Below are 16,638 nucleotides of genomic sequence, written 5' to 3' on the forward strand. Positions count from 1 at the left end.
CACTTGGCATTTCGAAGAATCTCCAAAATATATGCAGCCTTGAATTTGGGCTTCAACCCGTTCAAAGAAGTATCAAAACGAACAGGAGGGCAAGGTGACCGCAGCAGATCTTCATCCAATGGCCACTGGGCACATTCCCCGATATATCGTCGCAGCTGACGGAAGCGATTACCTTTTTTCGGCTATGGTCGTCTTCTTTGTCATTCTCGTGGTGCTGATCGGTGTTGGGTACCTGACGCTTCATTCGGTTCCGGAAAAAATGGCGCACGAGAACAACCATCCGCAATTTCAGTTGGTGGGCATTCTGGCACTGCTGGCCCTGTTTACACATAACGGGATATTCTGGATTGCCGCCGTACTGGTCGCAGGGTTTCAGTTTCCGGATTTCGCCTCCCCGCTTAGAAACATCGCCGATGCCATTCGTTCTCTTGGAGGTGCAAGTGCTCCGGAACCGGTGCCCGAGGCACCTGCTCCAACCCCTGGCGTTTCAGAAGTCACCGACGTGCAGGAGCAAAACACATGATTGAGACCCTGCTTTGCGCCCTGATCACGGTGCTGCCTGATTATCTGTTCCGCCGGTTTGTTCAGGGCAAACGTATCGGTCACGAGATCACCCTTTTCACCATGTGGTACGAATTGCGCTGGGGCCTTACGACCTGTGCCATTCTGGCGCTGACGGTAATCACCACGCTGTTCTATTTTCACCCAGCCAGTAAAACCGCAGCGTCCTATTTTCGAACCGTGACGATCCTGCCGCAACTTGGCGGTCGCGTTTCGGAAATATTCGTCAAGAATAACGAGTTGGTAACCGCTGGTCAGCCGATTTTCAGGATCGAAGATTTCAGCCAGGCAGCGCAGGTTCAGGCGGCAAATGCACAGATTGCACAGGTTCAGGCCTCGCTGCGCGTGGCTGAAACTGATCTGGCCGAGGCTGATGCCGGTATTGCCGGTGCCAAGGCGGCTTTGGCGCAGTCCTTGGAAGATCTTGAAAGAAATACGACCCTGCGCGACCAAGGTTCAAGCGCTGTCCGACTGACCGAGATTGAGCGGTTGGAAAACCTTGTTGCCGAGCGTGAGGCGCAGGTTGTTGCGGCCGAATCCAGACGTGCGGCAGTTGAACAGCAGATCGAGGAGCTGATCCCCGCGCAACTGGCCAGTGCCATAGCACAGCTGGACGCCGCGCAAACCGAGTTGGACAAAACACTGATTGTCGCCGGTGTTACCGGACGGGTCGAGCAGTTTAGCCTGCAAGTCGGTGATTACGTGAGCCCCTTGTTGCGTCCTGCTGGCATCCTCGTTCCATCGCATACCGGACATGACCGTTTTCAGGCGGCTTTCAACCAGCTGTCTGCTCAGGTGATCAAGCCAGGTATGATCGGTGAGTTGGGCTGCATGACCAAGCCTTTCACCGTTATCCCCACTGTGGTGGTCGAGGTGCAGGATGTCATACCGTCCGGCCAGATCCGTCCATCAGATGAATTGCGGGATGTACAGAACAATACTAATCCCGGATCAATTCTGGTCTTTATGGAGCCGCTGTATAAAGGTATGGCCGATGACATTCCTCCAGGCAGCAACTGTCTGGCCAATGTCTACACCGACAACCATGACCGTCTGGAACACGAGGATTTGGGCTTTTGGCAAGCTGCTTTCCTGCATGTGGTTGACACAATTGGCGTGGTCCATGCGGCAGGTTTGCGTTTGCGCCTGATCCTGATGCCGGTCAACACTCTGGTACTGACCGGGCATTGATCCGGCACCAGTAGAACAGTTCTTAAAGCGCCCGGCAGGTTCCTTGCCGGGCGCTTGCGTTCTTACAGTGCTGCTTTGAACAGCTGTGTCAGGTTTTCTTTGGTCAACTGAATCGGGTTCCCGCCGCATGAAGGGTCGATGATTGCGCCTTCGACGAGGGTTGGGATTGAGGTTTCGGTCACGCCGAGGTCTGCCAGCTTTCGCGGGATACCAAGGCTGTCGTTGAATTCCTGCACAAAGGCGCGGAAGCCATCGAACCCGCCTTTGATGCCCAGATAGGCGGCAGCGTTCTGGAACCGGTCGGCGATGGCGGGGGCGTTAAAGTCCAGCACGGCAGGCATACAGACCGCGTTTGTGGTGCCGTGATGAGTGTTAAAGTGCGCGCCAACCGGGTGGCTCATGGCGTGGATCGCACCCAGTCCCTTCTGGAACGCGGTCGCGCCCATGGCCGCCGCGCTCATCATCTGGGCGCGGGCCTCAATGTCGTTGCCATCTGCGTAGGCGCGCGGCAGATAGTCTTTCACCAAACGCATACCTTCCAGTGCGATGCCCTGGCTCATCGGGTGATAAAGCGGGCTCGAATAGGCTTCGACGCAATGCGCGAAGGCGTCCAGACCGGTGCCTGCGGTGATGAATTTGGGCATCCCAACCGTCAGTTCCGGATCGCAGATCACCACCGTCGGCAGGACCTTGGGGTGGAAGATGATCTTCTTGGCGTGGGTCTCGGAATTGGTGATGACACTGGCACGACCAACCTCGGACCCGGTCCCCGCAGTCGTTGGAACCGCAATGATCGGCGCGATTGCATCCGCGTCGGCGCGGGTCCACCAGTCGCCGATATCCTCAAAGTCCCATACCGGGCGCGTCTGGCCGCACATGAAGGCGACCATCTTGCCCAGATCCAGCCCCGAGCCGCCGCCAAAGGCAATCACACCATCGTGCCCACCGGCCTTGTATGCCGCAACGCCTGCGTCGAGGTTTTTCTCATTTGGGTTTGGGTCCACATCACTGAATAGACCGCGGCCCAGACCAGCCGCCTCCATGATATCCAGCGTCGCCGATGTGATCGGCAGATCGGCCAACCCTTTGTCCGTGACCAGCAGAGGTTTCTTCATCCCGGCTGCGGCACAGGCTGCGGGCAGTTCCTTGATGCGCCCGGCACCAAATTTGATTGCGGTCGGATAGGACCAGTTTCCAACAAGTGACATGTCAGGTTTCCTTTGTGATTTGAGACCTGCTCGGGTGAGGGGGTCAGCCCCGAGCAGGCCGTCGTCCTTAGCCCGTGACCTTCTTCAGGTGGTAGGATTTTGGACGGGTGAGATTGTGATAGCCGATGACCGAAAGACCACCGCCGCGTCCGGTATTCTTGCAACCGGTCCAGCACAGCCCAGGATCCAGATAGTCGGCCCGGTTCATAAAGACGGTGCCGGTCTCGATCTGGTCGCCCACACGCGCCGCTCGGTCCACATCGCGGGTCCAAAGGCTGGCAGTCAGGCCAAATTCGCTGTCATTCATCAGCGCGATGGCCTCGGCATCCGAGGACACTTTCATGATGCCCACCACCGGGCCAAAGCTTTCGTCCCGCATCACCCGCATATCATGGGTGACATTGGTCAGGATCTGTGGCGTGAGATATGCGCCGCCGTCATCCTCGGGGAAGGCTTCAATATGCGCGACCGCACCGGCCTCAACCGCTTCGGCAATCTGCGCGCGCACCTCGTCAGCGAAACGCACATTGGCCATCGGACCAATAGTTGTTTCGGCGTCCAGCGGATTGCCCAGTTTGTAGCCTTTCACGATCTCAACGGCCTTGGCGACAAAGTCATCATACAGGCTTTCGTGAACGTAAATCCGCTCGATCCCACAGCAACACTGGCCCGAATTGAACATCGCGCCGTCGATCAACGTATCGACCGCCGCGTCCAGATCGGCGTCGTCCATGACATAACCCGGATCCTTGCCGCCCAGTTCGGTGCCCACGCCCGTAAAGGTCCCCGCCGCCGCACGCTCCATGGCCTGACCGCCACCGACCGAACCGGTGAAGTTCACAAAATCGAACGCGTTACCCGCGATTAGGTCATTGGTCACGTCGTGGCTGAGGAACACGTTCTGGAACACGTCTTCGGGCACCCCCGCCGAATGGAACGCCTGCGCCATCCGCTCACCAACCAACAAAGTCTGGGTTGCGTGCTTCAGAACAACCGTGTTGCCCGCGATCAGCGCGGGCGCCACCGTGTTGATCGCCGTCATGTAAGGATAGTTCCAAGGGGCAACTACAAAGACCACCCCATGCGGAATACGTTTGATATAGCGTTTGAAGGTTTCATCCTCGCCCACGGCAATATCTGCCAGTGACGTCTCGGCGATCTTTACCATATGGCTGGCGCGTTCGTTGAATCCCCCAAACTCGCCGCCATAGCGCACCGGGCGGCCCATCATATGGGCCAGTTCCGGAACAATCTCATCATTCATTGCGCCGACGGCCGCGACGCCCGCCATCACCAGATCAATCCGCTCCTGCAACGGTCGCGCTGCCCATCCGGCCTGCGCCGCCCGCGCACGGTCAGCAATCTCAAACGCTGCATCCCGAGACAGTACTTCTCGTTCGGCAAGTACCGATCCATCGATCGGCGAGACACATTGCAACATCTGCCCCATAGTCACTCCATCTCTAAAGAGAGCAGGATCCCTGCTTCATCTGGCCAAAAATATTCCGGGGTGCGCGAGGGGCCGGCCCCTCGCTTCCTCCATCTCAAGCCCGCTCAAACCCGCGGGCAATTTCCCAATCGGTTACCACGCGTTCGAATTCCTCGATTTCGACCTCAGCCGCGCGGGTATAGTGATCGACAACGTCATCGCCCATGGCCGCGCGCAGCATCTGTGACCCGCGCAAAGCGTTGCGTGCATCCTTCAAAGTACCCGGGATCTTTCCCGTCTCTCCCTGATAGACATCGCCTTTGGTCGGCGGCTGCAACTCCAGCCCTTCTTCGATCCCCGCGATCCCTGCCGCCAGCATCCCTGCAATCGCCAGATAAGGGTTCATGTCCGATCCCGGAATACGGCACTCGACCCGTATCGCCTTGGTTCCATCCCCGCACAGGCGGTACCCAGCCGTACGGTTGTCTACCGACCAGATGATCCGCGTCGGCGCAAAGGTGCCCTTCATGAACCGCTTGTAGCTGTTGATGTACGGCGCCATGAAATACGTGTAATCGGCAGCGTATTTCAGCAGACCGGCCATATAGCTTTTCATCAGCGCCGACATGCCCAGTTCATCCCCGGCATCATAGAAGGCAGGTTTGCCATCCGCCCAAAGCGACTGATGCACATGCGACGAGCTGCCAACCCTTTCATGATGCCATTTCGGCAGGAAGGTCGCCGCATGACCCTGCTGCCAGGCGATCTCTTTCACCGCGTTCTTGGCGATCGAGTGATACTCTGCCGTGTCCATCGCAGGCGCGTATTTGATGTTCAGTTCTTCCTGTCCGGCCTCGGCTTCACCTTTGGTGTTCTCGACCGGAATACCCGCATCCCACAGGTGGTTCCGGATCGGGCGCATCACATGCTCTTCCTTGGTGGTCTGCAGAATGTGATAATCTTCGTTATACCCCGAGATCGGCTCCAGATCGCGGAACCCTTCCTTGCGGATCGCATCAAAGCTTTTCGCGAACAGGAAGAATTCCAGCTCGGTGGCGCACATCGCCTCATACCCCATCGCCTTCAGGCGGTTCACCTGCTTTTTCAGGATCGAGCGCGGCGCATGTGACACTTCCTCATGGGTGTGGTGATCCAGCATATCGCACATCACCATCGCGGTGCCCTCCAGCCAGGGCACCGGGCGCAATGTGCTCAGGTCTGGCTTCATCACATAGTCGCCATAACCCCGCTCCCAACTGGTCGAGGCATACCCATCCGGCGTCGCCATCTCGAGGTCCGTGGCCAGCAGATAATTACAGCAATGGGTCTCTTCCCACGCGCCAGCCACAAAATGACCTGCATGAAAACGCTTGCCCATCAACCGACCCTGCATGTCAACCATGCAAACCAATACAGTGTCGATCGCGCCGTCTGCGACAAGCGATTTCAGGGTTTCGAAAGTCAGAGTTGCGGTCATGAAACAAACCTCATGCGTTGAGTAGGGGCGCCGCATGACAGCGCCCCTGTTTTGATATCAATCGAAAGTGTAAGGAGCGCCGGCCTGGTTGATGACCGAGTTGTACTCACGGAAGATGCCAACGATCTTCTGGTGAATTTCGCCTTCCTGTGCGACCTCGTCCCAGAATTCGATAGCGGCATTTTCCACTTCTTTCCATTCTGCCGCCGGAACCTGTCGCAACTGCAGTTTGTCGCCATTCGCGCGCAAGGCCGCTTCGCCGCCCCAATACCACTGGTTACGATAGGTGTGGCCTGCTTCGACACCTGCCATCACAACCGATTTCAGGTGGTCAGGCAACTCGGCCCAGCGTTCCTGGTTTGCAAACCAGGATCCGATCCACGCGCCTGAGATGTTGTTGGTCAGGAAATAGTCGGTCACATTGGCCCAGCCAACAGTGTAATCTTCAGTGATGCCCGACCAGGCCATTCCGTCCAACTCACCGGTTTGTACCGCCACTTCCGCGTCTTCGTAAGGGATATTGACCGGCACAACACCAAACTTGGCCAGGAAACGCCCGGCCGTCGGGAAGGTATAGAGCTTCAGCCCATCCAGGTCGCCAAGGCTCTTGATTTCCTTTTTGGTGTTGAAGTTGCAGGGGTCCTGACCCGCTGCCGACAGCCACGTCACGCCAACCTTCTCATATTCCGAGCGCCAGATATCAGCCAGACCGTACTGGTTGAACAGCACCGGAACGTCCAGAATATGCTTGGTGGCGAAGGGGAAATAACCACCGAACTGACGCAGCGGAGTAGGCGAAGCCATGGAATCGTCGTCTGAATGCACACCGTCAATCGTGCCGCGTTGCAGGGCCTGGAACAGTTCACCTGTCGGAACGATCTGGTCCGCATAGAACAGTTCGATCTCAAGTTCGCCATTGGCATTGGCGTTGATGTAATCGATGGCTGGCTTGGTTACATGTTCGCCCAATGCGCCACCGGCATAGGTCTGGAACCGCCACTTGATGGCGGATTGCGCTTTGACGATCGCAGGAGATGCCAGTGTGGCGGCCCCCGCCAGACCGGCGGAACTTAGAAATCTGCGTCTTGTAGTCATTGTCTTTCTCCTCTGTTTAGTCTTGCTGAACTTCGCCCCTTGCCGGGGTCTTGTGACTTAATTTCCATAGACATAATTCGGCAGCCAAAGCGCGATTTCAGGAAAGATGATGATTATGGCCAAGGCGCAGACCATCACCAGAACAAAAGGAACGATCGAACTGTAGATATCGCGCAGCGAAATCTCCGGGGGGGCCATCGCGCGCATCAGGAACAGGTTATAGCCGAATGGCGGCGTCATATATGCGATCTGCGTGGTGATCGTATAAAGCACGCCGTACCAGATAAGATCAAAACCAAGCGCACCCACCAGCGGAACGTAAAGCGGCGCGACGATAACCAGCATGGCAGTATCGTCCAGAAACGTACCCATCAGGATAAAGCTGAGCTGCATGAGAACCAGGATCATCCACGGGGAAAGACCCAGTTTTTCGGTGAACAGGCTTTCGATTGCCTTGACCGCACCCAACCCGTCGAAGACAGCGCCAAAAGCCAGAGCCGCCAGAATGATCCACATGAACATACACGAGATGCCCAGGGTGTGCCGAATTGAATTCTCGAAAACCGTGCGTGTCAGCCGTCCTTTCAGAAAGGCAGCCAGCATGGCCGTGGTGGCGCCGATGGCGGAGGATTCCACCAACGAAGTCCAGCCGTTAACAAAAGGGACCATCATCACCATGAAAATGCCCAAGGGTAACAATCCGGCTTGCAACAGCAGCAGCTTTTCTCGCAACGGAATGTCGCGGTCTTCCGCGGGCAGGACCGGGCCGAGCGACGGGTTGATGCGGCAACGGATGACAATGTAGATGATGAACATGGCCGCCATCATCAGCCCGGGTATCACTCCGGCAAGCCATAGCTGGCCGACGGGTTGCCGCGCGATCATGGCATAAAGAACCAGAACAACGGAAGGTGGCACCAGAATCCCAAGGGATGATCCGGCCTGAATGACGCCGGTCACCATGCGCTTGTCATAGTTCCGACGCAGCAGTTCCGGCAAGGCGATCGTAGCGCCGATTGCCATACCTGCAACGGACAACCCGTTCATTGCCGAGATCAGAACCATCAGCCCGATGGTTCCGACAGCCAGACCACCGGACAAGCCGCCCATCCAGACATGGAACATCTTGTAAAGGTCATCTGCGATCCGACTTTCGGAAAGGATGTATCCCATGAAGATGAACATGGGCAGTGTCAGCAGCGGGTACCACTTCATGACCTTGATCGCAGCGGCAAAACCCAGATCGTAGCCGCCCCGATCCCCCCATAGGAACAAGGCCGAAACCACAGCGACACAGCCGATTGCACCAAAGACGCGCTGGCCGGTCAGCATCATAAGCATCATTGATGCGAACATCAGCAAGGCAATCATCTCGTATGACATCAGATTACCTCACGCGGGATATCGTCGCCGCACAGGCGCAGAATATCTTTGAACAATTCTGATATGGCTTGCAGCAGCATCAGGAAGATACCGATAACCATGATCAGCTTGACCGGCCAAAGGTAGGGTCGCCAGATGGTCGCGCTGCGCTCACCACCATATTGGAAGGAATACATCAGGCTGTCCCACCCGCCCCACAGCAAGATGACCAGATAAACGATCAGGAATACGACTGTGAAGGCATCCGTCCAGGCCTTGCGGCGATGAGACCATTCGCCATAAAGCAGGTCCATTCGCACGTTTGACCCCATCTGGATCGAATAAGGGCCACCAAGCATATAGTAGGCCACCATGGCGAACTGAGCCATCTCGAGTGTCCAGAGCGACGGTACGAAAAAGGTTTTCGAGACCGAAGACCAGAACAGAATACCCATCATGACGAATATGCCGTACATGACGACGCGCCCGATCCAGCGGTTCGTTCGATCAATGACCGCCACGTAGCCCCGCAAGAACTTCATCTCGATACCTCAACTCTCATTGTTTCGCCTCTGTGTGCGAATACGCATCAATTACCGTTTGCAGGATCGGCGTCAGGATCCCGGCAATGCGGTCGACTCCCGTTGGAGTGTCGATGAGATCGTTTCGAACCTCGACCATGACATTCGGAAGCCCCCGACTGATCGCATGTTCCTGCAATGTATGCGTGACGCCATCCGTGGCAGAGTAAGGTTCGTTCAACGCGGCTTTCAGACCCGAGCCCTTGGCACAGCGCAGCATAAGTTGGGCCGCCCTGTCGTCTTCGTCATGAAGAATGCCCAGTTCGACTGATCGGGTCTTTCCATTGTAGACGGGCGTGAAGCTGTGCATCGTGACTACGACAGGCGGCCGCTCCCGTGCGTCCAGAGTAGACGACAACAGTTGTTTGAACGGCTCATAAACCTCGCGGATCCTTTGGGCACGTTGAGCGTCCGTCAGGCTTTCGTTGCCGGGGATGGAAAACACTTCGCTTACCTGCGGCATTGCATCTGCACGTTCAGGTGAGCGGTTGCAGTCGTAAACAAGTCGGCTGATGCAGGAATGAACCAGCGGCGCGTCCAAGGCCTTCGTCAGTTCGACCGAAAGCGCCAATGCGCCAATATCCCATGCTGCATGAGACAATGCTGCGTCCTCAGTCAGGCCCAATCCGTTCAATGACGCTGGGATGAATCGGCTAGCATGTTCGCATACCAAAACGCACTGCGCCCGGCCGTTGGCATTCTGCGCGCGGGCTGCTGGAGCTTCGGTTGGTAGTAGCATTGGTGTCTCGGAATCGTGGTGCATAAGAAGCATTTGTTACAGCAACCTCAGACCTGTCAAGAAAATTACTGTAGACAAAATTACAAACAATCATATCCTGTAAAAAATTTGAGAAATGAAGGTGCCGATGGCCACCGTTGCGAAACTTGTCAAACAGCGGATACAGGAAGAGCTTGACGATCTGACACGGTCAGAACGGCAGCTGGCCTCGGTACTTTTGCAGGATTATCCAATGACCGGCTTGCAATCGATCACCAAGCTGGCCGCTGCCGCGCAGGTCTCGACCCCGACGGTCATACGTATGGCACGCAAGCTGGGTTTCGACGGTTTTCCCGCCCTGCAGGACGCCCTGCGAGAAGAGGTGGCGGCACAGATCAAAAAGCCGATCTCGAAACGGGATGCCTGGGTTGTGGATGACGCGGCGGAGCATCCCACAACGCGGTTTGCGCAGGCTGTTTGGACAAATATGCGCCACACGCTGGAACGTCTGGACAAAGAGATGTTCGACACCGTTGCCCAGCTTCTGGCAAATACGGATCGCCATCTTTACGTCGTGGGCGGGCGTATCACGCGTTCAAATGCGGACTATCTGTTCAATCACATGCAGATTATTCGACCCAATGTGACGATGCTGGGCAATTCGGCAAACGTTTGGCCGCAGTACCTGCTTGATATGGATGAAACCTCGGTTCTGGTGATTTTTGATATCCGCCGATACGAGGCCTATCTCGAGAAATTGGCGCAGGTCGCATCAAGCCGCGGTGTGACGGTTATCCTGTTCACCGACCAATGGGGATCACCGATAGGCAAGACCGCCAACTACACCTTTCACGCACTGGTCGAGGCGCCATCCAGCTGGGATTCAACAATAGCGCTACAGCTGATATCGGAGACCCTGATCGCTGAAGTGCAAGAGGCACGGTGGGAAGAAAGCAAGGAACGCATCGAGGAACTTGAGCGGTTTTTCTCCTCGACGCGGATATTCCGCAGTCACGATTGAAGGCCGTACATCCACCGGGAAATATCACGGTTTTGGTCGCGCGAATTTTCACACTTCCCGCTTGACGCGCCCCGGCGCATGACTTAACCAGCGCAAACCATTTGCGGGTATAGCTTAATGGTAAAGCCCCTGCCTTCCAAGCAGGCTATGTCGGTTCGATTCCGTCTACCCGCTCCAATCCCCACTGATTTCTGCGTCAAATGGCCCTTATGGCTGGCTGTTTTTGGCAGGAATGCTTGACCGGAACGACGGCTGAGGCCAAGAAAGCGTTCACTTTGTAGCGTTCAATTCACAAGGGCCGGACATGGCAAGACAGACCGCCAATAAACCAGCACAATCAGCGGCTCCTGGCGCTAGCGAAGAGCGGGCCCGCTCAAGGAAAATCGGGGTGCTGGGGTCGCTCTGGCCCTTTATGAAGCCTTACAGGTTATTGATGATCGGGGCGACACTGGCTCTGATCCTGACGGCCAGCATGACGTTGACCCTGCCATTGGCCGTGCGACGCGTGGTTGACAATTTCCGCATTCAGGACGGTGAATTGCTGGACTGGTACTTTTTGGCAGCGTTGGGCATTGCCGCTGTTCTGGCTGCGGGAACCGGTATCAGATATGCGTTGGTCACACGGTTGGGGGAACGTGTGGTTGCCGATATCCGCAAGGCTGTGTTCGATCGCGTGATCGGCATGAGCCCCGAATTCTACGAACGTATTATGACCGGTGAAGTGCTGAGCAGGATTACCACCGACACGACCCTCATCCAATCGGTTCTTGGCTCATCTGTTTCCATCGCGCTGCGCAATATGCTGATGTTTATCGGCGGGCTGGTTCTGATGCTGTTGACCTCGGCCAAGCTGACCGGGCTTGTCTTGCTGCTTATCCCCGTGGTGGTGGTGCCGATATTGATTCTGGGTCGGCGTCTGCGCGTGATCAGCCGCGAAAACCAGGATTGGATTGCGGCGTCATCCGGAAACGCGGGCGAGGCATTGGGGGCGGTACAGACGGTGCAGGCCTTTACCCACGAACAAGCCAGCCGCCAGCAATTCGATGAGATGACCGAGATGTCCTATACTGTTTCACTGCGTCGGATTCAGACCCGTGCAGTGCTGACGGTGATTGTGATCTTTCTGGTATTTTCAGGTATCGTCGGCGTTCTGTGGATGGGTGCAAATGACGTGCGCAACGGTGTGATGACCGAAGGCGTTTTGATTCAATTCGTGATCTACTCGATCATCATGGCGGGTTCTGTTGCGGCCCTGTCCGAGATTTGGAGCGAGCTTCAGCGCGCAGCCGGAGCCACCGAGCGTCTTGTCGAATTGCTGAATGCCGAAGATACGGTTTCGGACCCCGTTAACCCCGCTCCTTTGCCAAAGGACGTCCGAGGCGAAATCCGGTTCGAAGATGTCAGTTTTCGCTATCCCGCGCGCCCCGATACAATCGCGCTGGATCACTTGTCGCTTCAGGTAAACCCGGGCGAGACCGTTGCCTTTGTCGGGCCGTCAGGGGCGGGCAAGACGACGATCATTCAATTGATTCAACGGTTCTACAACCCAAATTCGGGCCGAGTGATGCTGGATGGCCATGATCTGCGGGAATTGGATCGCACAGATTTCCGGAAGTTTATGTCTTTGGTGCCTCAGGATCCGGTGATCTTTGCCGCCTCAGCCCGCGAAAACATTCGCTTCGGTCGTCTGGACGCAACGGATGCCGAAGTAGAAGCCGCAGCCCGTGCCGCCATCGCACATGATTTCATTGCCGCCTTGCCCGATGGGTATGACAGTTTTGTCGGCGAACGCGGTGTCATGCTGTCGGGTGGGCAAAAACAGCGTATCGCAATCGCCCGCGCCATTTTACGCGACGCACCCGTGCTGCTGCTGGACGAGGCGACCTCGGCTCTTGATGCGGAGAGTGAACGTGCGGTGCAGGGCGCCGTGGATCAGATGCGTGCCGGTCGCACGACCCTGATCGTCGCGCACAGATTGGCGACTGTAAAGAAAGCCGACCGTATTGTCGTGCTGGAAGAAGGCCGTATCGTGGCGCAGGGCAGCCATGATGATCTGGTGTCCCAAGATGGGCTATATGCGCGCCTTGCACGACTGCAGTTCACAGATGGCGTTGCGGCAGAATAGGAGTGACGCGCGGGCATTTGTGAATTCGCCGTAGCGTCATTCTACATTTTACCCCCTTTGAAGGCTAAGGCCTCGCTTGCGCGAGGGTTGTTTTGCTTCCATCTTGGTTGCGAACAACAAGCTCGTGCAAAAACACGGGAGAAAAACGGGAGGAACCACATGGCCTTTGTGGGATTGGAAGACAAGACGCGCATGGAACAGGAAATGTCGTGGGAGGATCGGGATCTGCCTGTCACCTTCCATCAGCTCCTGTCGCGCACGGCGGGGAAGTTCCCGAACCACAATGCCATCAGTTTTCAGCTTTTTTCTGGCCCCAATGACAAAGCCGAAACCCTGACCTGGTCTGAACTTCTGGGCAAGGTCAATCAGGCGGCAAACCTGTTTCGTTCGCTGGGTGTGGGTGAAAAAGACGTGGTGGCCTATGTGCTGCCAAACTGTAACGAAACACTGATTACCATGATGGGCGGTGCAGTTGCGGGCATTGTGAACCCGATCAATCCGCTGCTGGAGCCCGAGCAGATTGCGGCGATCCTGCGTGAGACAGGCGCCAAAGTGGTTGTTACGCTAAAGTCTTTCCCGAAAACGGATGTTGCCCAGAAGGTGGAAGAGGCGGTGCGCCACGCGCCCAAGGTCAACACCATTCTGGAAATTGACCTGAACCGGTACCTGACGCCACCCAAATCGTGGCTGGTTCCCTTCCTGCGCCCCAAGATGGGCGAAAAGGAAAAACTGGCACATGCGGACTACAAGAGTTTCAACAAGGAACTTGCCAAGCAACCAACGACGCTGACATTCGAGGACAGCAAGGATGATCGCGTTGCTTGTTTCTTCCACACCGGTGGGACCACCGGGATGCCCAAGGTGGCGCAACACAAATACTCGGGCCTGATCTACAACGGCTGGCTGGGCAACACGCTGTTGTTTGACGAGAATGACGTCATCATGTGCCCGCTGCCGATGTTCCACGTCTTTGCAGTGCATGTGATCGTGATGGCCGCCGTTTCGTCAGGTGCGCATGTGATATTCCCGACACCTGCAGGTTATCGCGGTGACGGTGTGTTCGACAATTTCTGGAAGCTGATCGAGCGCTGGAAAGTGAGCTTTATCATCACTGTTCCAACCGCGATTTCAGCCAAGATGCAACGCCCGGTGGATGCCGATATCTCAAGCGTGAAAACCGCATTTTCGGGTTCGGCGCCGCTGCCGGTGGAGTTGTTCCGCCGCTTCGAAGAGGCGACGGGTGTCACCATCGTCGAAGGCTACGGCCTGACCGAGGCCACCTGTCTGGTCTCGTGCAACCCCGTGGATGGCGAGAAAAAGATCGGTTCGATCGGCATTCCGTTCCCCTATACGGATGTCAAAATCCTGCTGGATGGGCCGGATGGACCGACAGAGTGCGGCACTGATCAGATTGGTGAGATCTGCATCTCGAACCCCGGTGTGTATGCAGGCAACACGTATACTGAGGCCGACAAGAACATTGGTCTTTACCACTTTGACAAATACCTGCGTACGGGCGATCTGGGGCGGTTTGACGAAGACGGCTACCTTTGGATCACCGGTCGCGCCAAGGACCTTATCATTCGCGGTGGTCACAATATCGATCCTGCTGAAATCGAAGAGGCGCTGCTGGGTCATAATGCAGTTGCCTTCGCGGGGGCGATCGGTCAGCCGGACGCGCATTCGGGCGAAGTGCCCTGTGCCTTTGTTGAATTGGTCGATGGGGCTTCGGTCACTGAAAATGAGCTGCTGGAATATTGCAAAGTTCACGTGCATGAGCGAGCCGCACAACCCAAGCATATAACCATTCTTGACGAGTTGCCGAAAACTGCGGTCGGCAAGGTGTTCAAGCCGGACCTGCGCAAACACGCCATCACCCGCATCTACAATGGTGCTCTTGACGCTGCGGGTCTTGCTGCGCGGGTTGTTCTGGTGATCGACGATAAAAAGCGTGGCCTTGTCGCGCAGCTTGACGCGAACGGATCTTCGGAAGACGATGTCGCGAAAGTCCTGGGCGCATTTACCCGGCCCTGGGAGTGGTCCAAATAAGCCGGAGGAACAATGGACTATGAACGCCTGATCGACGAAGAAACCTGGGCGTTCATACGCCGCACGGCCGAAAGCTATCCGGATGATGCGGTCGATTTGTCCATCGAGGACCAGCGTCGCGTCTATGACACGATGTGCGAGCAGTTTCGCCAACCGCGCCCTGCCGGTGTCGAAACCCAGGACCTGTACGCCGATGGCGTGCCGGTCCGCCATTATACCGCCGGACATCCGACCAGAACGGTCGTCTATTTTCATGGTGGTGGCTTTGTTGTTGGCGGGCTGGACAGCCATGATGATGTCTGTGCCGAGTTCTGTGCCCAAACGGGATACCGCGTCGTTTCAGTTGACTACAGGCTGTGCCCTGAACATGTGCATCCGGCGCAGTTCCAGGATTGCTGGACGGCTGTGAAATGGGCGGCGGCTGAGTATGGCGACCCGCTTGTTCTGGCCGGGGATAGTGCGGGAGGAAATCTGGCAGCAGCTATCGCCCACCATGCGCGCGGGCGGTTGGACAATATACTGGGGCAGGTGCTGATCTACCCCGGTTTTGGCGGAGACCAATCGCGCGGCTCATATCTTGAGCACGCCCATGCTCCTTTACTGACACTGGACGATATTAAATTCTACGAAACCGTCCGATACGCAGGTACCCCGCCTCAGGGCGATCCGACTTACGCGCCCTTACAGGACAATGATTTCTCGAAACTGCCGCCTACTGTTGTGATTACTGCTGATTGTGATCCGCTCCGTGATGACGGGAAGGACTATTGCGAGCGGATCAGCGCAGCTGGTGGTCTGGCCCATTGGATCAACGAACCTGGCCTTGTCCATGGGTACCTGCGCGCGCGAACCTCGGTAAAGCGCGCAGCAGACAGCTTCGAACGGATCTCGGTCGCTATCGAAGCACTGGGGCAAGAGATCTGGCCCTACGACTGAAGTCAGTCAGTTACATCAGGAACGGCTTAGCCCTCATCGTGTCTGCGAGGGGCGCACCCAATCGGCTCAGAATGGTCGGGGCCAATTGGATCTGGTCGATTACGGTTTCTACGTCAGGCCCGTCGGCCTCGCCGAAGTAATACAGCGCGGTTTCCTGTTGCAGGGGGCTGCGCCCTCCGTGGTGTCCGCGCTCGTCTTGGCCATGATCGGCGGTGACGATCACCTCATACCCCAATTGGCGCCAGCGAGGGATGAACGGGGCCAGCATCTCGTCTGCAACAAAGCAGGCATGATCCATTTCTTCGCAGTCGTGATAGAAACGGTGCCCCATGCTGTCCAGTGTACAGGTGTGCAGGATGCCATAGTCCAGCCCAAAGCGCAGACACAGATTGGTCAAGGTGGCAAATAGATCGACGTCGGACGGGGTCATCTGGTTGTCTTTGCCGTAGCCGGTCATGCTGTGAAAGCGACCGTGATTGATGGTCTGGCTCTCTGGCTCGTCATATTCGACGTCGCGGACATAGTCGAACGGGTGACGGTTGAAGAACTGCGACCAAAAACTGTGTGTGACAGCCCCAGTCACGCCGCCGGCCTCACGTACCTGGCTAAAGACATCCTTATGGCTCAGGCGAAAGACGTTGCCGTTTCCGGTGCAGCCGTGTTCTTGCGGCGTTACGCCCGTATGGATCGATGCATAGCAACTGGCCGAAGTTGAAGGCAGCACTGCGCGGTGCTTCCACACCCGAGCTTCGCCGCTGTCGACCCAGCCTTCGAGGTTGCCGAACAGGCGGCGGAAATTCCGGTATGGTACTCCGTCCAGAATGATCAATAGTAGTTTACGGTCCATGGCTTGGCCCTTTGATCTGAGTATTTCATGCGGACGAT

The 16,638-nt window shown here is 56.6% G+C and carries 14 protein-coding genes and 1 tRNA gene; 7 read left to right on the top strand and 8 right to left on the bottom strand.

The window, feature by feature from the left end; genetic code table 11:
- The first annotated feature begins 94 nt into the window (after window positions 1–94).
- Window positions 95–523: a hypothetical protein gene (locus tag ACR3E2_RS00690; protein WP_480482061.1), complete on the top strand. Its 429-nt coding sequence runs from the start codon at window positions 95–97 to the stop codon at window positions 521–523.
- Entirely contained in the window at window positions 520–1,752 is a 1,233-nt protein-coding gene (locus tag ACR3E2_RS00695) for an HlyD family secretion protein (RefSeq protein WP_267364709.1), read from the top strand. The genes ACR3E2_RS00690 and ACR3E2_RS00695 overlap by 4 nt, the downstream gene beginning before the upstream one ends.
- A gap of 62 nt (window positions 1,753–1,814) precedes the next feature.
- Here the strand turns inward: ACR3E2_RS00695 and ACR3E2_RS00700 are convergent, their stop codons facing one another.
- From ACR3E2_RS00700 to ACR3E2_RS00730, 7 genes are all read right to left on the bottom strand, one after another.
- The gene (locus ACR3E2_RS00700; RefSeq protein ID WP_480482059.1) at window positions 1,815–2,960 is read right to left on the bottom strand and encodes an iron-containing alcohol dehydrogenase; all 1,146 of its coding nucleotides are present in this window, start codon (window positions 2,958–2,960) and stop codon (window positions 1,815–1,817) included.
- 67 nt (window positions 2,961–3,027) lie between these two features.
- Window positions 3,028–4,410, bottom strand: coding sequence for an aldehyde dehydrogenase family protein (locus ACR3E2_RS00705; RefSeq protein WP_480482057.1), 1,383 nt, complete (start codon window positions 4,408–4,410; stop codon window positions 3,028–3,030).
- 94 nt (window positions 4,411–4,504) lie between these two features.
- Complete coding sequence (locus ACR3E2_RS00710) at window positions 4,505–5,866, bottom strand: glutamine synthetase family protein (protein ID WP_480482055.1); 1,362 nt, start codon at window positions 5,864–5,866, stop codon at window positions 4,505–4,507.
- Window positions 5,867–5,923: 57 nt separating this feature from the next.
- Entirely contained in the window at window positions 5,924–6,961 is a 1,038-nt protein-coding gene (locus ACR3E2_RS00715) for a TRAP transporter substrate-binding protein (RefSeq protein ID WP_209504652.1), read from the bottom strand.
- A 57-nt stretch (window positions 6,962–7,018) separates the two neighbouring features.
- Window positions 7,019–8,344: a TRAP transporter large permease gene (locus ACR3E2_RS00720; RefSeq protein ID WP_267367377.1), complete on the bottom strand. Its 1,326-nt coding sequence runs from the start codon at window positions 8,342–8,344 to the stop codon at window positions 7,019–7,021.
- The gene (locus ACR3E2_RS00725; protein ID WP_480482052.1) at window positions 8,344–8,865 is read right to left on the bottom strand and encodes a TRAP transporter small permease subunit; all 522 of its coding nucleotides are present in this window, start codon (window positions 8,863–8,865) and stop codon (window positions 8,344–8,346) included. Before ACR3E2_RS00725 ends, ACR3E2_RS00720 begins: the two co-directional genes overlap by 1 nt.
- A 16-nt stretch (window positions 8,866–8,881) precedes the next feature.
- Window positions 8,882–9,676, bottom strand: a complete 795-nt coding sequence (locus ACR3E2_RS00730; RefSeq protein ID WP_480492630.1) for an N-formylglutamate amidohydrolase — start codon at window positions 9,674–9,676, stop codon at window positions 8,882–8,884.
- Window positions 9,677–9,770: 94 nt separating this feature from the next.
- Here ACR3E2_RS00730 and ACR3E2_RS00735 point away from each other — a divergent pair, with 94 nt between their 5' ends.
- From ACR3E2_RS00735 to ACR3E2_RS00755, 5 genes are all read left to right on the top strand, one after another.
- Complete coding sequence (locus ACR3E2_RS00735; protein WP_480482048.1) at window positions 9,771–10,643, top strand: MurR/RpiR family transcriptional regulator; 873 nt, start codon at window positions 9,771–9,773, stop codon at window positions 10,641–10,643.
- A 103-nt stretch (window positions 10,644–10,746) separates the two neighbouring features.
- Window positions 10,747–10,820, top strand: a tRNA-Gly gene (locus tag ACR3E2_RS00740).
- Between the two features lie 127 nt (window positions 10,821–10,947).
- Window positions 10,948–12,768 carry an ABC transporter transmembrane domain-containing protein gene (locus ACR3E2_RS00745; RefSeq protein WP_480482046.1) on the top strand — a complete coding sequence of 607 codons (1,821 nt, stop codon included), beginning with the start codon at window positions 10,948–10,950 and terminating at the stop codon, window positions 12,766–12,768.
- A gap of 159 nt (window positions 12,769–12,927) precedes the next feature.
- Window positions 12,928–14,817 (top strand): acyl-CoA synthetase, encoded by a 1,890-nt coding sequence (locus ACR3E2_RS00750; RefSeq protein ID WP_480482044.1) that lies wholly within the window; start codon window positions 12,928–12,930, stop codon window positions 14,815–14,817.
- Between the two features lie 12 nt (window positions 14,818–14,829).
- Window positions 14,830–15,753 (top strand): alpha/beta hydrolase, encoded by a 924-nt coding sequence (locus ACR3E2_RS00755; protein WP_480482042.1) that lies wholly within the window; start codon window positions 14,830–14,832, stop codon window positions 15,751–15,753.
- A 10-nt stretch (window positions 15,754–15,763) separates the two neighbouring features.
- On the opposite strand, the gene ACR3E2_RS00760 is transcribed toward ACR3E2_RS00755, so the two are convergent.
- Complete coding sequence (locus tag ACR3E2_RS00760) at window positions 15,764–16,600, bottom strand: alkaline phosphatase family protein (RefSeq protein ID WP_480482040.1); 837 nt, start codon at window positions 16,598–16,600, stop codon at window positions 15,764–15,766.
- Window positions 16,601–16,638: the final 38 nt, after the last annotated feature.

The organism is Ruegeria sp. AL7, assembly GCF_056536105.1.

Bases quoted from the DNA above. Each gene is read 5' to 3' on its own strand.
- ACR3E2_RS00695 (WP_267364709.1), top strand. From the start codon at position 520: ATGATTGAGACCCTGCTTTGCGCCCTGATCACGGTGCTGCCTGATTAT.
- ACR3E2_RS00720 (WP_267367377.1), bottom strand. From the start codon at position 8,344: ATGTCATACGAGATGATTGCCTTGCTGATGTTCGCATCAATGATGCTT.
- ACR3E2_RS00735 (WP_480482048.1), top strand. From the start codon at position 9,771: ATGGCCACCGTTGCGAAACTTGTCAAACAGCGGATACAGGAAGAGCTT.
- ACR3E2_RS00760 (WP_480482040.1), bottom strand. From the start codon at position 16,600: ATGGACCGTAAACTACTATTGATCATTCTGGACGGAGTACCATACCGG.
- ACR3E2_RS00715 (WP_209504652.1), bottom strand. From the start codon at position 6,961: ATGACTACAAGACGCAGATTTCTAAGTTCCGCCGGTCTGGCGGGGGCC.
- ACR3E2_RS00755 (WP_480482042.1), top strand. From the start codon at position 14,830: ATGGACTATGAACGCCTGATCGACGAAGAAACCTGGGCGTTCATACGC.
- ACR3E2_RS00730 (WP_480492630.1), bottom strand. From the start codon at position 9,676: ATGCTTCTTATGCACCACGATTCCGAGACACCAATGCTACTACCAACC.
- ACR3E2_RS00700 (WP_480482059.1), bottom strand. From the start codon at position 2,960: ATGTCACTTGTTGGAAACTGGTCCTATCCGACCGCAATCAAATTTGGT.
- ACR3E2_RS00705 (WP_480482057.1), bottom strand. From the start codon at position 4,410: ATGGGGCAGATGTTGCAATGTGTCTCGCCGATCGATGGATCGGTACTT.
- ACR3E2_RS00745 (WP_480482046.1), top strand. From the start codon at position 10,948: ATGGCAAGACAGACCGCCAATAAACCAGCACAATCAGCGGCTCCTGGC.
- ACR3E2_RS00750 (WP_480482044.1), top strand. From the start codon at position 12,928: ATGGCCTTTGTGGGATTGGAAGACAAGACGCGCATGGAACAGGAAATG.
- ACR3E2_RS00710 (WP_480482055.1), bottom strand. From the start codon at position 5,866: ATGACCGCAACTCTGACTTTCGAAACCCTGAAATCGCTTGTCGCAGAC.
- ACR3E2_RS00725 (WP_480482052.1), bottom strand. From the start codon at position 8,865: ATGAAGTTCTTGCGGGGCTACGTGGCGGTCATTGATCGAACGAACCGC.